Below are 14,039 nucleotides of genomic sequence, written 5' to 3' on the forward strand. Positions count from 1 at the left end.
GTCAATGGGATTAGCCGCCGGTAGGGTCCAGATGTTTGTAGAATATGGTCGTGTCGCCGAAACTGTCATCGGCTTCAATGGTGTAATGGGGCACTGTACCAACGCACGTATAACCCATGCGGGAATAGAGGCCTTCTGCAATATCGCCGGTGGCTGTATCCAGCATCAAAAGGGTGCGGCCTTTCTCCAGGGCGAGCCGCTCCAGCGCGATCATAAGGTTGCGCCCCACGCCGATGCCGCGGGCATCCGGATGGACCATCAGTTTCTGAACTTCCGCCCTGTGGCGGCCGTTGGCTTTCATGCAGGGCGCCAGCTGAACGGATCCGATCACCTTGTCACCGACATGGGCAATCAGCATCCAGACCTGGCCGGATTTCAGTGCGGCATTGACATCATGCCAATAGGCTTCAGCTTCTTCCGGCTCAAGCGGCGCGTGAAACCCGATGGAGGCCCCTTCGCCCACAGTGCGGACCAGCATGTCGACAAAGGCGGGCAGGTAATCTGTCAGGTTGGCTATCTGTTCGATCTTCATCCGAGCTTCCTGAAAAGACGTAAGAAGGCATGATCACCTTCTTGTTTGTTTTCAACATCATACCCATGCGCTATAGCTACTGGCAATCAAGCCCGGAGGAAAAAGATGAAAAAGATTATCGCTGTTGCTGCCATGACCGCAGCGCTTGCAATGCCCGCCGCAGCCGAGGTGGTAGGCGTGAACCCGTCTGCGAAGGTGGATGAGGCAACTGGCATTCGCGTTCCTGCGGGCTTCAAAAGCACTGTATTTGCAGACGGCGTGGGCTTTGCCCGCCATATGGCCGTGTCCGAAAGTGGTTGGCTGTATGTGGCCTTGATGCGACCGCAGGACGGGTTTGGCGCGGTGGCGCTGAAGGACACGGACGGTGACGGCAAGGCGGACGAGCGCAAATATTTTGCACAGGGTTTAACTGGCACCGGCATGGGTATTGAGGGCGGCAAGCTTTACTATGGCACCAACACCTCGATCCTGCGCTGGGATGTGCCGACTGATGGCGCACCCGTGGGTGAAGCAGAAGTGGTTGTGAGCGGCATGGAAGACCGCAGCCAGCACGCAGCCAAGCCTTTCACCTTCGATGGTGCCGGGCACATTTATGTGAACATCGGTGCGCCATCGAACGCCTGCATGGAAAAGATGCGCACCAAGGGCTCGCCCGGCATGGACCCATGCCCGATCCTTGAGGAATTTGGCGGTATCTGGCGTTTTGATCTTTCGAAGGCGGGGCAGAGCCAGGCAGACGGTATGCGCTATGCCACCGGGGTCCGGAACGCCATGGCGCTGGATTGGAACAGCGCGGCTGACAGCCTTTATCTGGCGCAGCATGGCCGCGACCAGCTGCAGAGCTTCTTCCCCGATCTTTATGACGCCGAAGCCAGTGCCAACCTGCCGGCGGAGGAGTTCCACCGTGTGGGTGAAGGCGCGGATATGGGCTGGCCATACGGTTATGTGGACCCCAGCAACGATGGCCGGGTGTTGATGCCGGAATATGGTGGCGACGGCAAAATGACGACTGACCGCGGCCAGATGCCGATGATCGCCTTCCCGGGGCACTGGGCGCCGAATGACATGATTTTTGTCAAGGGTGACAAGTTGCCGATGGGCTATAAGAATGGGGCGTTGATCGCTTTCCACGGTAGTTGGAACCGGGCGCCTTTGCCGCAGGCTGGCTACCGCGTTGTATTCGTGCCGATGGACGGGCAAGGCGAATTGGCAGGTGACTGGGTTACCTTCGCGGACGGCTTCCCCGGCATGGAAGTGGTAAAAAGCCCCCGCGATGCCAAGCACCGGCCTACGGGCCTTGCGGAAGGGCCGGACGGCGCTATTTATATTTCCAGCCTGATGTCGGGCGGACGCATTTATCGGGTGACGTATGAAAGCAATTAATCTTGGAATGGTCGCGGCAGTGCTGGTTTCCAGCACCGCCATGGCGGAAGACGCGCCGGTTGATGTGCGCGAAGTGAAGGGCAAGGCGCTCTATGAAGAGCACTGTGCTTCCTGTCACCAGTTCGACGGTGGCGGCGTGCCTATGCTGCAGCCCGAACTTATCGACAAGCCGCGCGCCAATGGCCCGGTTGGCGGCGTGATTGACATGATCCTGTTCGGCAGCGCCGCCATGAAGCCGACGGACGAAGATTATTCGAACGAGATGCCGGCTTTCGCGCATCTTTCAGACAAAGATATTGCCCTGATTGCCACTTATGTACGCACGCACTTTGACAATAATGGCGGCCTCGTCACTTCTGACGATGTCCGCGACCGCCGACCAGCAAACTGACCCGGAAGCCGAGAACGAGTATTGTGTTCAAAACCCGGAACAATGCGAAGAGATATGGCTCTTCCATGAGATATTGGTGTCGCAAAGGCGCTTGGAGGGTGCCGCTTCCGGTAGCTCCGAAACTATACTGGAGGTCAGGAAGTCTTCGGTAGACAGGCTGGACAAGGTCTTGGGAACCGTCCCGGGTGTTGGCCTGTTCCGACGGGCTGACAGCCGCACGGCGCATCCGACAACACAGGGGCTTTCCATGCGCGGCGTTGGTGCGAATGGGGCGGGGCGTGTTTTGGTCACGCTGGATGGTGTGCCGCTGAATGATCCGTTCGGTGGCTGGATCTATTGGTCGTCTCTCAATTCCCTGGATGTTGGTGATGCCGTTGTACGCAAGGGCGGTTCGCCCGGCGCTTTCGGCGCGCAGGCCCTGGCGGGGCAGGTTGATTTGCGTAGCACAACGCTTAGGGATGCCTATGACGGTGCTCGCGGATGGCTTGGCAGTGACGATAGCAAGAATATCGGTGTTCGCTATGTGAAGGAATTTAAAGGAGGCTCGCTGGCGCTTTCCGGCGGCTATTTCGATACGAATGGCGATTATCTTCTAGCCGAAAATCAGCGCGGGTCTGTGGACGTGCGTGCCGCCTCAGAAACCGCCTATATCGGTATCAATGGCGGCTATGAGTTTGAAGATGCCTATGTTGTAGGGCATGTTCGGTATTTCAAGGAAGACCGGGTGAATGGCCTTAGTCTTGCTGTCAATGAAACGGAGGCGTTGGACGCTTCGTTGACCGTGACGGGCTATGCGGATGCTTTTGATTGGGAGCTGATCACCTATTACCGAACACGCGATTTTGCCAATGTTTTCGCTTCGGCCCGCGATGACCGGACGACCGAACGCGCGGTGCTGGACCAGTTCGACGTGCCTGCGTGGGGGGCGGGGGTGCTGGCGCGCGTGCAGTTTGATGGGGTTGAGTTCGGTATGGATGGCCGCCGCATGAGCGGGGAAACCAACGAACGCTTCCGCAACCTGGGTGCGGGCTTCACCCGCCAGCGCCGGGCGGGCGGTGACCAGTGGACGCTCGGGTTTTACGGTGAATACAGTCATGAGGCGGATTGGGGGGCTCTCTCCGCCACGCTCAGGTATGACCGCTGGCGCACCTACAGTGGCGTGCGGGACGAATATAACATCGAGGACGGCTTCCCCGGCTTCGCTTCGCCAGACCGGTCAGACCTTGTGCCCAACCGCAAGGGCGGCGGATGGACGGGCCGTGTGGGGTATGAACGCGCACTCACCGGTGCGATCGATATGCGCGCGGCGGCCTACAAGACCTGGCGGCTTCCGACGCTGAATGAATATTACCGCCCGTTCCGGGTGGTGAATGACATTACCGAAGCCAACCCGAACTTGACGCCTGAAACGCTCTATGGCGCGGAAATCGGCTTTGACTATGAACCGCTGAATACAGTGAAGCTGTCTGCCACCTATTACCGCAACTGGCTGAAGGATGGCGTGGGCAATGTCACCATCGGCTTCGGCCCGGGCTTTTTTCCGCTGGGCGGCTTTGTGCCGGATGGCGGTGTCCTGAGGCAGCGGGCAAACGTGGATGAAAGCATCACCGACGGCATTGAGCTGGATGCAATGTTGGAGCTTGAAACCCACTGGACGCTCTCCGCCAGCTATCTGTATGCCCGCGCGCGCATCACCAAATTTGACGCCATGCCGGAACTTATTGGTAAGCACCCTGTGCAGACACCACGCCATACCGCCACAGTGCGGGCGGCATATTCTGGCGATGGTTGGGATATGAATATTGAGGGCCGCTATGCCGGTGGACAGTATGATGATGACCTCAATACCCGCCGCCTGGATGCCATCTTCACAGTGAATGCCGGAGCCCGATATGACATTTCAGGCAGTTTCACCCTGACGGCCCAGATGGAAAATCTGTTTGACGCCAAGGTGGTGTCGGCGGTAACTGCTGATGGGCTTGAGACTCTGGCTCAGCGCCGCTTCTGGCGTATCGGTCTTGAAGCCAGCTTTTAGGGGGACATTGTGGCAGTGCCGGTTTTTCATCTTCTCTTGTGCCGCAAAGGCGACAAGCTGCCGCCCTATGTGATCCAGCTGGCGAAAGGCTATAACGCCCAGCTTTATATCGCCAACAATGAAAAGCATGTGCGCACGATGCTGCGTGAGCATCCCATCGACATGGTGCTGATTGGCAGCGGCCTGTCAGCTGAGGTGCGCGGTGCCATGGTGCAGGCCATTGCATCAATCCGCTCAGACCTTTCCATCCACCTTAATGGTGACGTGGAAGGCGGACTATCCTTCCCGCAGTTTATGGAAAAGACACTGTCGGCCTACCTACCCAAGCACTGACTGCTTGCTTTCCGGTATTTTTCTGCTACTACAAAAATCATAAAGAAAAGCTGGCCAACGAGCCCGCAAATATACGACAACGACAGCTTGAGGAATAAACCCATGAAAGCAATCAACGCTATTATTATGTCCGCCGCCTGCCTGACGCTGGGGGCTTGTGCCATCACTATCGACGGCGATGACCATCCACGCAGCTATGACCGCGGCCACGACAGCGTGACAGTAACCCTGCCAAACGGCGACCGTGACCGCTTCTCCTGCCCTGAAGGCACCAGCACGTTTGTTATCAACATGAAGGACGAAGGCAAAGGCATGGTCTATGGCTGCCGCACAAATGGTGCACCGATGCCGGTTGTTGAAGAATAATTGGCGCTATGGCGAAGCGTTTGAAAGCCGGGCATTGCCCGGCTTTTTTGTTGGCTACAGCCAGCGGCGCACCCGCGCCTTGTAGGCTTCAAAGGCGTCACCAAACTTGTCAGAGAGAAATGCTTCTTCCTGCCTGATAATCAGGCTTACGAAAACCCAGGTCAACGCAAGGCAGGTCATGGTAAACAGCCCTGGCGCGACAACAACAGCACCGATTAGGAACAGCATGATGCCAACATAAATCGGGTTGCGGGAAAACTGGTACAGCCCACCGGTGACAAGGTCCATGCCTTCTTCCGCGTCTGGCGGCAGGCCGATGCGCCAGCTGTGCCCCATGTCCATCTGGCTGATCACGGCGATCAGGATGCCTATGGCCATCACCGCCACGCCCCAATGGGCATAGGCGAAGGGCTGCACCATCAGTATGTCATCCAGTGCCGGCCAGAAGGGGCGGGCGAACAGATAGAGGTTCAGCACAATGCCTATGATGCCGGCACTGGCCTCAACCGGGTTACGCTTGCGCCCCAGAAACGCCAGTACACTGACCCCCTCACGCTGGCGCAGGTGCAGGATGCGCGCGAAGCCCCATAAAAGGGCCAGTCCGATCAGGGCCGGTGGGCCATATAAGTTGATGGTGGTTATGCTTGGCATGATATGTCTCCGCTATGGGAAATCCCTTATTCATGCCAAGCATAAAGGTTGAAGCAACTATAAGCTCAAGCCCTTATTTGCCAAATATGCCAGGTTGTTCAAGTTACACTTTTGCTTTAATGTTGCGACACCACGGAGCCAGGGGGGATCATGAAACAGTTCGCTGCATTTTTGCTGGTGGTTTGCGCGGCCATTGCGCCCGTGTGCGCCGAAGATATAACCATCGGGAAAAGCTACACGTTTCATTCAGAAATTCTGGATGAAGACCAGTCCTATGGCGTTGCGCTTCCGGTTGGATATACGCCTGATCAATCTTATCCGGTGATCTATGTACTTGACGGCTGGGAGCTGCAGTTCCAGGCCGTTACAGCTGTTGCGCGCGCCCAGAACATGATGGGGTCCTTGATGCCTGGCGCCATCGTTGTGAGTCTGCCAAGCAACGATCGGTACAGGGATTATTTTGCATCGTCGGATGACACGGATGATGAGGGTCATCACCAGCCATGGATGGCGGCAGCTGGCGGTGGAGAACGCTATCTGCAGGTGCTGCGGCAAGAGGTGTTCCCCCTTATTGAGAAGGCCTACAATGTGAAGCCTTACCGGGTTCTGGTTGGCCACTCAGCAGGCGCGGCTTTGGGGCTTCATGACTTGATGAGCGGAGCCAACAGCTTCAACGCCTATCTGATGATCGATCCGCCGGTTACCATGCAGAGCGGATATCTGCTGAAACTGTCCCAAACCATGGAAGAGGTCGGGGCGCCTAAATTGGCCTTGTATCTGTCATATGTGCCGCATGACGACGGCAAACATATTGCCGCGTTGCGGGAGATGCTGGCCAATATTGAAGCGCGGGCTCCAAGCGGCTTTCGGGCGACCAGCCAGCTGTTTGAAAAGGAAACTCACCAGTCCGTTCAGCTTGAAAGCTATGTTTATGGCCTGCGCGCCATATTTGACGGCTACACTCCACCACCCATTGAGGACGCAGCAAAGGACCCGATGCTTCTGGCGAAGCATTACGCTGGCTATTCAGGCAAATTGGGCGTGGAGTTCCTGCCAGACCAGGCCTTCACTAATACTGTCGCCTACAATGCGTTGAATTATTACCAGTGGCCGGAAAAAGCGCGTCAGCTCTTCCAGATGAATGTGGAAAACTTCCCTAAGTCCAGCTGGGTATGGAGCGGTATGGGAGATTATTACGCAGGCATCGGGGAGACTGAGCAAGCGGCCAAAGCCTTTGAAAAGGCCTTGGCGCTGGAAGCGGACAATTCCTATGCGGCGCAGCGCCTGAAGGACGTGCAAGCCAAACTACAGTAAGCTCACTCTGACTGCATGCCAGCAGCCGTTTCCCGCGCGGCGAGGTCTGCAGAGATGGCCTGGAACGCAGTGACGATCATATCTTTCTGCGCTTTGTTCGCCGGGTCGTTGAAGCCTTTGTTGGCGCTGGTTTTCGCAATCACGATGCCTGTCGTCGGGTCCACATAGATGAACTGGTGATAGATGCCCGCTGCGAAAAAGTCGCCGTGTGGGTTTGTTGGTATCCACCACTGATATCCATAGCCAAACGGCGTTTCCGAGCCCGGGTTGTCGGCGCCGGGCATAAGATGCGGTGCTTCCGGTGTTACGGACGCCTTGACCCATTCGACTGGCACGATCTGTTCATCACCCCAACGGCCTTCATTGAGGTACAGCCGCCCCATCCGCGCCATGTCACGCAGGCTCGCCTGCAGGCCGCCCATGGCCACTTCCATGCCGTGCCCGTCGATCAGGAAATAGGCGTCCTGCTCCATGCCAAGGGGCTGCCAGATTTTTTCCTCAAGAAGCTGGGTGATGGTTTGCCCCGTCACGCGCTTCAGGATCATGCCAAGCACATGGGTGTTGACGCTGACATAGTCGTTATAGGTGCCGGGTTCACGGTCGCGCGGCAGGCTGGTTGCGAATTCGTCGAGGCTGCCACCGGTGCCGATGGTCATGGACATCCGGTTAACGTCTGATGTCAGGTCGCCGTAATCCTCGGTGAAGCGAATGCCGGTGGACATGGTGAGCACATGCCTGAGCGTCACGCCGTCATACCCCGTGCCCTTGAACTCAGGCAGATACTTGGTGACCGGATCGTCCAGATCGTCGATCAGGCCGTCGTGCATCGCAATGCCGAAAAGCGCGGAGATGAAGCTTTTGGTCACGGAAAACTGGATGTGCCGGTCATCCGCCTTTTGCCCCTGGTAATATTCTTCAAACAGGATCGTGCCGTCCTTCGCCACCAGAAGGCCTGTGGTGCCGGTCTCGACCATCAGGTCCTTGATCGACCGTTCTTCGCCGTCATAAATATAGCTGTCGGTGATAGGCTTCAGGTCATAGTCAAAGGCTGAAGGCGTGCCGCTCGCATGCACGGTGGTGGTGTTGAAAAATTCCTTGGTGTTACGGTAATTTTCCGTCAGGTGCTCCACGTCATAGAAACTGGCCATGCGGTAGAAGGCCTGGCCCATATTGACCGCATAATAGCCAAGCGGCACAAGAATGATGATAACCACGGCCCAGAAACCGCGTTTTTTGAATACGGACATAATCCCTCCCCAGGACCCCAAATACACCAATACTGATATTTTTATCAGTTATAGCGGAAGTGGGGAGAAAGCCCCACTCAAAAAAATTTAGGCGCTTCAGGACTGTTCCGGTCAGGCAGAGGCATTCAGCTTGATGATGTCCCAGTAGCCGGTGCGGATTTCCATCTCATCCCCGAAGCCACGCTTGAGCATCAGGTCATGCACCTCCCGAAGCCGCCAGCATGGCACAAACGGCAGCATGTGGTGCTCGATATGGTAATTGACGAAATAGGGCGCGAATGTTAGCCGCTCCAGGGGATTTGCAAGGGTGGTGCGGCTGTTCTTCAACGGGTTTTCAAGGTCTTCCATGGTGGCGTGTTCTGCAATATTGCGCACCCGCAGGAAAAGCTGCTGTGTGGTCATGAGCGGCAACAGCCAGCACAGGAGGAACAGGTCCATCCTGCCCGCCAGCGCAAAGCCGGTGATCGTGAGCGCATAGAAGGCGATCGGCCCTGTATAGAAGGCGCGCAGGCGTTCCCAGCGGCCTTTTTTCTCACCCCATACATAGCGGAAGATGCCCACTTGTGTTCGCAGGAAAACGATACCTGTGAGGTCGCGCAAGATCTTGCGCGCCATGCTGCTTTTTGACACTGGGAAGGGGGTATAGAGATAGTTTTCCGGGTCGGCGTCCGTACGGGTGAAGCGGTGGTGCGCCATGTGCCGCTTCCGGTAGGTGTTCATGCTCAGGATCATAGGCCAGGCGGCCAGCGCCTGCGAAAGCTGTTCATTCAGCCAGCGCGTCTTGAACAGCATGCCGTGGCTGCCTTCATGCATCAGGATCGCCAGCCCAAGCTGGCGGCTGCCGACAATGATCAGGCACAACACCAGGGTGGCGGGGTTCGGGAACAGGGCATAGAGCGCAGTGCTGCCGACAATCAGCCCCCAGCAGTGAAAGAGCAGCCAGAAGCCCATAAGATCCGACCGCTGCCGAAGCCGGTGCGATTCCTCTTTCGTCAGAATATCCGACGGTTTGATGCTGTTCCACTGTGTCGACATGCGTGTCCCCCGACCGGTCTTGTCGTCTTTCATTAATGATAATCATTATGCATGATGAAGGCTGGGTTCGCGAGTCTTAAAAACAATAGCCACGGTGATGGGGCTCAGCTTGCGCAGTAGCCCTGAAGTTTGAACCGATGGCCTATTTGAGAGTGCCTCATTGCGTGCTAGCCTACATCCATGCGTCACCATGTTAGTCGTTTGATATCATTGCTCGTTCTGATTCTGGCCTCGCCCCTAAGTGCGGCGCACGGCGTGGGGGATGCCGCTCTCCTGGAACATCTGTCGCGTCCGCCCATGCTGGCGGCGGTATCCATGTCGCGGGACGGACATTTCCTGTCTGCGCTGCGCCGCAATGGAGATCAGTCGGAACTGGTGGTCTGGTATGCGGACGCGGGGGTTGAGGAAGCCGAAGTGCTGCCCTATGCCTTCGAGGACCTCGACTGGTTGGCCTGGGTTGGCGGCGGGCGGCTTTTGCTGTCGCTGAATGAATATGGCCTGGTTCTATATGACGCCCATGTTCGTCGCCTGAGGCCGTTGATCGACGGTGAGGGGCCCCGCCCGGGCGATTTACCACCTGTGCTCCTGAGCTCGCTGCCGGAAGACCCGCGCCGAATTCTGCTGCAGTGGGAAGATCCCGGCGTGCCTGGCTATCCGGCGGTGTACCGGGTTGATGCAGTGTCGGGCGAAAGCGAAAAGATCGTCGGCGGATGGAAGCCGGTGATCCGCTGGTGGGCGGCGCCGCAAGGGGAGGCGATCCTGGGCGAGGGGTTTGTCAGTCGCCGTCACCGCTTGTTCGCACCGCGCGCTGACGGCAGCTGGAAGATGATCCGCGACCGGGACTATTTTGACGACGATGCGCTTGCGGTTCTCGCGGTGGAAACCGGTGGCGCAACGGCGCTTGTGCTGTCGTCGCACCAAAGCGATACCCGCGCCCTGTGGCGGATGGATGCCCGCAGCGGTGATTTTATCAAGAAGCTGGCCGGCCATGACCGGTTTGACATTATAGCTGCCATACTGGACCCGGAAACCAACATGGCCGTGGGCGCTACGTTTGAGGAAGACGGGATTGAAGACATTGTGTGGGCCAGCCTGCACCGCGACAGGCTGCAGGAAATGGCAAAGCGGGCCAAGGTTCCGAACCTCTCCCTGGTTACAGCAAGCGTGGATGGCAGGCGCCAGCTTTACCGGGGCCGCCTTAAGCACGCGCCGCCACGCTATTTCCTTTATGACGCTGAGATCGATCTCCTGAGCCTGCTGCCTTATGACCCAGCAGATGACACGCTGCCCTCGCCCGATACCGAAGGGGTTTGGATTGATCTTCCGAAAGGAAAGGGGCAGATGCATGCCCTTCTTAGCCGCGCGCACACCCGCCGCGCAATTGTGCTTGTACATGGCGGGCCCGTGAAGCGGGTGACGGCAGGCTACAACCCTTTTGTCAGCTGGTTGACCGCCAATGGATACAGCGTGCTGCAGCCCAATTTCCGCGGCTCCAGCGGGTTTGGCGAAAAGTGGCGCCGGGCAGGCTATGCCGAATGGGGTCACGACATGCAGGATGATGTGCGAACGGCGACGGAGTGGCTGATTGACCAGGACATTGCGGAAAGGGGCCATATCTGTGTGGTTGGCGGTTCCTATGGCGGTTATGCTGCGCTCATGTCGGCGATCAAGGACGATGATTTGATCGGTTGCGCGGTCAGCCTCAATGGCGTGACGTCGATTGAGCTTCTGATCCGCCACCTGAAGGAGGGGCGCTTTCACATGCTGACCATCCCGCGTATTCAGGGACGGCTGTCGAAATGGGCGCTTCGGCGCCGGTCGCCGCTTAACCGGGCCGACCTGGTGCGAGTGCCTGTTCTGCTGTTGCATGCAACGCATGACACCAACGTGCGTTTCGAACATGGCCAGTTGATGCACACTGTCCTGACCCGACTGGAAAAAGACCATAATTTCATTGTACTGCAAGGGGCAGAGCATCAATTGAAGCGACCCGCCGACAAGCGCATCTATTACAGGAACACGCTGAATTTCCTGGATGCTCACATCGGGTCAAGGGCGCCCTGACGGGAATCAATAGTGATGCTTGCTGTTTGTGCTACTTGATGGCTAGAATGAGTTCAGTTGTCTTGTATGGCGTGGGGCCGAGTTTCAAGTGTGGTTGATGGTTACGTGGTAAGTCTGAAAAAGAGGGCAGATGGAATGATACGGGTGGCAGCAGTGTTGCTGTCGCTTGGCTTCCTGTCTTCCCTGCCTATCCATGCCGAAGACGCGAGGCCAATGAAAGTGATCATGCCGCTTTGGGGGCCCAGCATCCAGGCTGATGGCACAGGCATGTTTGTTGATATGTTCCGCTTTGTGCTGAAGGGCCATGAAGACCGCTATGACATTGAATTTGTCAGTTACGACAAGGCGTTGCGTCTGCTTCTCTATAGCGATGTCGATTGTGCCTATCCGATCAGCAAAAAGACGATCATGGTCTCCATGAAGCACACAGACCCGGACCAGATGGTCCAGTCTCTGCCGGTTCTTGTGTCCAAGACTTATCTATTCTCACGTCCCGGCGAGCCGGTCTTCAGCGGCATGGACCAGTTGAAAGACAAGCTTCTCATTCAGATCAGGGGTGAAAATTATAACCATAACTTCAGGATGTCCCAGGCCCGCTTCTGGAACGTGGATACGGAAATCGAAAAGGTACGCGTGCTTCTGGAAGGTCGGGGGGATGCCATGCTTGGCAGCATGCCGGAAATATTGATTTCCTTTGCGGAACTTGGTGTGGAAATACCGCCTTATGATCCTGGTTTTACAGTGCTGGATTATAATAACGCCATGACCTGCCGTTCATCGCCTAAAGCCAGTGCGCTCGTTAACCTGTTCAATCAGCGAATCCGCGAAACGGTTGAGGACGGTAGTTTGCGAGCCCGAGCAGTGGGCCATGGCGTGCCCGAGAGTGTAGTGGATGCATTCCTGCCAAAGCTACCACACTGATAAACCAATCACTCTCTGATGCACCACCATAGAAAATTGGCTTATTTGAGCCGATTTTGCTTCCCGCTTTTCCCGATTTGTGGTTTGTAAAGGCGATGCTTTCCAGCAAGAGAAAGCCAAAGACCTAAAAATGGGGAGTGGCCGCGCCGTCATGATGCAGCGGTCCAAGAGAATATAAAAGGGGTAGAAATGTCCGACACTGTTGTCTCGACCGAAGGGTCACAGGAAAAGGAATTCCTGGGCCACCCGATTGGCCTAACTATCTGTTTCCTAACCGAAATGTGGGAGCGTTTTTCATACTATGGTATGCGTGCGCTTCTGATCCTGTTTCTGACGAAGCACTTTCTGTTTCCTGCCGGTGAGGCAAGCCTGATTTATGGCGCGTACACTGGTCTGGTTTACATGCTTCCTGTGGTCGGTGGCTATCTGGCCGACCGCTATCTGGGTAGCCGTAAAGCGGTGACCTTTGGCGCTATTCTACTGGTGGCAGGGCATATATCGCTGGCCTTTGAAGGGCCACAGGCAGTTATTGACGCTGCGGGCGATGTGACGCGCTCTGATGTGCATGTGTCCGTCTTCTTCCTGTCGCTGGCGCTGATCATCACGGGTGTTGGCTTCCTGAAGGCAAACATTTCCACCATCGTGGGTGCGCTTTATGGCCCCAACGATCCTCGCCGCGACGGCGGTTTCACCATCTTCTATATGGGCATCAACCTTGGTTCGCTTCTGGCAACCATGATTGTTGCAGGCATTGGTGAAACGTACGGCTGGGGTTACGGCTTTGGTCTTGCCGGTATCGGCATGCTGTTGGGCCTTGTCGTTTTCTGGAAGGGCCAGCACCTTCTGGAAGGCCGCGCAGACCCACCAAACCCGGAAGAGCTGAAAAAGCCGATTTTCGCAGGCCTCAGCACCGAATGGTTGATCTATATTGGCGGTCTTGTGGCTGTTGGTGTCATGTGGTGGCTGGTGCAAAACCAGGCGCTTGTGGGCTCCCTTCTGGGCGGCACCGGTGCGCTTATGGTTGCGATCGTACTGGCTTACGGCTTCACAAAATGTACGAAAGAAGAGCGCGAGCGCCTCTGGGTAGCCACGATCCTGATCGTGTTCCAGGTGGTGTTTTGGGCGCTTTTCGAGCAGCAGGGCTCCAGCCTGACGCTGCTTGCAGATCAGCAGTTCAACCGTGATCTTGGCCTTTTCTCACTGACGGCTGCGCAGGTTCAAACCATGAACCCGCTCTTCATTGTGATCTTCGCGCCAATCTTCGCCTGGATGTGGGTGAAGCTGTCGAACCGCGGACTTGAGCCCTCCACCCCTGCTAAATTTGGCATTGCCATGCTTCTTGTGGGTGTCGGCTACCTGCTGTTCTCCTATGGTCTCGGCCTCACAGATGGCCCAAACAAAAGCTTCTTCTGGCTGTTTGTCATCTATCTGTTCATGACCTTGGCAGAGCTTTGCCTCAGCCCGGTTGGCCTGTCGATGATCACCAAGCTTTCGGTGGCGCGTCTCGTCGGCATGATGATGGGCATGTGGTTCCTGTTCACCGCCTTTGCAAACTTCGTGGCGGGCTTCCTTTCCAGCCTGACAGGTGCGGAAGGCCACGGGACAAGCTCGGGCGAACTCAGTGTTGACGCAACAATCGAGCTCTTCCATTCCGTTGGCCTGCTGGCCGTTGGTATTGGTGTGGTTCTGTTTGTGCTGACGCCACTGATGCGCAAGTGGATGCACGGCGTTCACTAAGCGCTGCGACTATGAATATTGGACGGGGCC

At 56.7% G+C, this 14,039-nt stretch carries 13 protein-coding genes; 9 read left to right on the forward strand and 4 right to left on the reverse strand.

Going from position 1 to position 14,039, the window contains the following annotated elements; translation table 11 throughout:
- Window positions 1-10: 10 nt before the first annotated feature.
- Window positions 11-532 (reverse strand): GNAT family N-acetyltransferase, encoded by a 522-nt coding sequence (locus tag ACFO5Q_RS14220; protein WP_156431853.1) that lies wholly within the window; start codon window positions 530-532, stop codon window positions 11-13.
- A 105-nt stretch (window positions 533-637) separates the two neighbouring features.
- Between ACFO5Q_RS14220 and ACFO5Q_RS14225 the strand changes: the two genes are divergently transcribed.
- From ACFO5Q_RS14225 to ACFO5Q_RS14245, 5 genes are all read left to right on the forward strand, one after another.
- Complete coding sequence (locus tag ACFO5Q_RS14225; RefSeq protein ID WP_068143751.1) at window positions 638-1,915, forward strand: PQQ-dependent sugar dehydrogenase; 1,278 nt, start codon at window positions 638-640, stop codon at window positions 1,913-1,915.
- Window positions 1,902-2,306 carry a c-type cytochrome gene (locus ACFO5Q_RS14230; protein WP_082719662.1) on the forward strand — a complete coding sequence of 135 codons (405 nt, stop codon included), beginning with the start codon at window positions 1,902-1,904 and terminating at the stop codon, window positions 2,304-2,306. Before ACFO5Q_RS14225 ends, ACFO5Q_RS14230 begins: the two co-directional genes overlap by 14 nt.
- A gap of 76 nt (window positions 2,307-2,382) precedes the next feature.
- Window positions 2,383-4,341, forward strand: a complete 1,959-nt coding sequence (locus tag ACFO5Q_RS14235; protein ID WP_197420918.1) for a TonB-dependent receptor — start codon at window positions 2,383-2,385, stop codon at window positions 4,339-4,341.
- A 9-nt stretch (window positions 4,342-4,350) separates the two neighbouring features.
- Window positions 4,351-4,674 carry a hypothetical protein gene (locus ACFO5Q_RS14240; RefSeq protein WP_068143757.1) on the forward strand — a complete coding sequence of 108 codons (324 nt, stop codon included), beginning with the start codon at window positions 4,351-4,353 and terminating at the stop codon, window positions 4,672-4,674.
- 102 nt (window positions 4,675-4,776) lie between these two features.
- The gene (locus ACFO5Q_RS14245) at window positions 4,777-5,040 is read left to right on the forward strand and encodes a hypothetical protein (RefSeq protein WP_068143759.1); all 264 of its coding nucleotides are present in this window, start codon (window positions 4,777-4,779) and stop codon (window positions 5,038-5,040) included.
- 54 nt (window positions 5,041-5,094) lie between these two features.
- On the opposite strand, the gene ACFO5Q_RS14250 is transcribed toward ACFO5Q_RS14245, so the two are convergent.
- The gene (locus ACFO5Q_RS14250; protein WP_068143761.1) at window positions 5,095-5,691 is read right to left on the reverse strand and encodes a methyltransferase family protein; all 597 of its coding nucleotides are present in this window, start codon (window positions 5,689-5,691) and stop codon (window positions 5,095-5,097) included.
- A gap of 150 nt (window positions 5,692-5,841) precedes the next feature.
- On the opposite strand from ACFO5Q_RS14250, the gene ACFO5Q_RS14255 reads away from it, so the two are divergent.
- On the forward strand, window positions 5,842-7,005 hold the full coding sequence (locus ACFO5Q_RS14255) for an alpha/beta hydrolase-fold protein (protein ID WP_068143762.1): 1,164 nt from the start codon (window positions 5,842-5,844) through the stop codon (window positions 7,003-7,005).
- Between the two features lie 2 nt (window positions 7,006-7,007).
- Here the strand turns inward: ACFO5Q_RS14255 and ACFO5Q_RS14260 are convergent, their stop codons facing one another.
- Both ACFO5Q_RS14260 and ACFO5Q_RS14265 read right to left on the reverse strand, forming a co-directional pair.
- On the reverse strand, window positions 7,008-8,252 hold the full coding sequence (locus ACFO5Q_RS14260; protein WP_068143764.1) for a serine hydrolase domain-containing protein: 1,245 nt from the start codon (window positions 8,250-8,252) through the stop codon (window positions 7,008-7,010).
- A gap of 111 nt (window positions 8,253-8,363) precedes the next feature.
- On the reverse strand, window positions 8,364-9,287 hold the full coding sequence (locus tag ACFO5Q_RS14265; RefSeq protein WP_068143766.1) for a fatty acid desaturase family protein: 924 nt from the start codon (window positions 9,285-9,287) through the stop codon (window positions 8,364-8,366).
- 255 nt (window positions 9,288-9,542) lie between these two features.
- On the opposite strand from ACFO5Q_RS14265, the gene ACFO5Q_RS14270 reads away from it, so the two are divergent.
- The 3 genes from ACFO5Q_RS14270 (at window position 9,543) to ACFO5Q_RS14280 (ending at window position 14,009) form a co-directional block, all read left to right on the forward strand.
- Complete coding sequence (locus tag ACFO5Q_RS14270) at window positions 9,543-11,351, forward strand: alpha/beta hydrolase family protein (RefSeq protein ID WP_197420919.1); 1,809 nt, start codon at window positions 9,543-9,545, stop codon at window positions 11,349-11,351.
- Between the two features lie 135 nt (window positions 11,352-11,486).
- The gene (locus ACFO5Q_RS14275) at window positions 11,487-12,272 is read left to right on the forward strand and encodes a type 2 periplasmic-binding domain-containing protein (RefSeq protein WP_068143769.1); all 786 of its coding nucleotides are present in this window, start codon (window positions 11,487-11,489) and stop codon (window positions 12,270-12,272) included.
- Window positions 12,273-12,461: 189 nt separating this feature from the next.
- Complete coding sequence (locus ACFO5Q_RS14280; RefSeq protein ID WP_068143772.1) at window positions 12,462-14,009, forward strand: peptide MFS transporter; 1,548 nt, start codon at window positions 12,462-12,464, stop codon at window positions 14,007-14,009.
- Window positions 14,010-14,039 lie beyond the last annotated feature (30 nt).

The organism is Kordiimonas lipolytica (genome assembly GCF_042651265.1).
Classification (GTDB): Bacteria; Pseudomonadota; Alphaproteobacteria; order Sphingomonadales; family Kordiimonadaceae; genus Kordiimonas; species Kordiimonas lipolytica.

What these genes read in the sequence shown, in the direction of transcription:
- ACFO5Q_RS14220 (WP_156431853.1), bottom strand. Translation starts at nt 532, where the DNA reads ATGAAGATCGAACAGATAGCCAACCTGACAGATTACCTGCCCGCCTTT.
- ACFO5Q_RS14225 (WP_068143751.1), top strand. Translation starts at nt 638, where the DNA reads ATGAAAAAGATTATCGCTGTTGCTGCCATGACCGCAGCGCTTGCAATG.
- ACFO5Q_RS14230 (WP_082719662.1), top strand. Translation starts at nt 1,902, where the DNA reads ATGAAAGCAATTAATCTTGGAATGGTCGCGGCAGTGCTGGTTTCCAGC.
- ACFO5Q_RS14245 (WP_068143759.1), top strand. Translation starts at nt 4,777, where the DNA reads ATGAAAGCAATCAACGCTATTATTATGTCCGCCGCCTGCCTGACGCTG.
- ACFO5Q_RS14250 (WP_068143761.1), bottom strand. Translation starts at nt 5,691, where the DNA reads ATGCCAAGCATAACCACCATCAACTTATATGGCCCACCGGCCCTGATC.
- ACFO5Q_RS14255 (WP_068143762.1), top strand. Translation starts at nt 5,842, where the DNA reads ATGAAACAGTTCGCTGCATTTTTGCTGGTGGTTTGCGCGGCCATTGCG.
- ACFO5Q_RS14260 (WP_068143764.1), bottom strand. Translation starts at nt 8,252, where the DNA reads ATGTCCGTATTCAAAAAACGCGGTTTCTGGGCCGTGGTTATCATCATT.
- ACFO5Q_RS14265 (WP_068143766.1), bottom strand. Translation starts at nt 9,287, where the DNA reads ATGTCGACACAGTGGAACAGCATCAAACCGTCGGATATTCTGACGAAA.
- ACFO5Q_RS14275 (WP_068143769.1), top strand. Translation starts at nt 11,487, where the DNA reads ATGATACGGGTGGCAGCAGTGTTGCTGTCGCTTGGCTTCCTGTCTTCC.
- ACFO5Q_RS14280 (WP_068143772.1), top strand. Translation starts at nt 12,462, where the DNA reads ATGTCCGACACTGTTGTCTCGACCGAAGGGTCACAGGAAAAGGAATTC.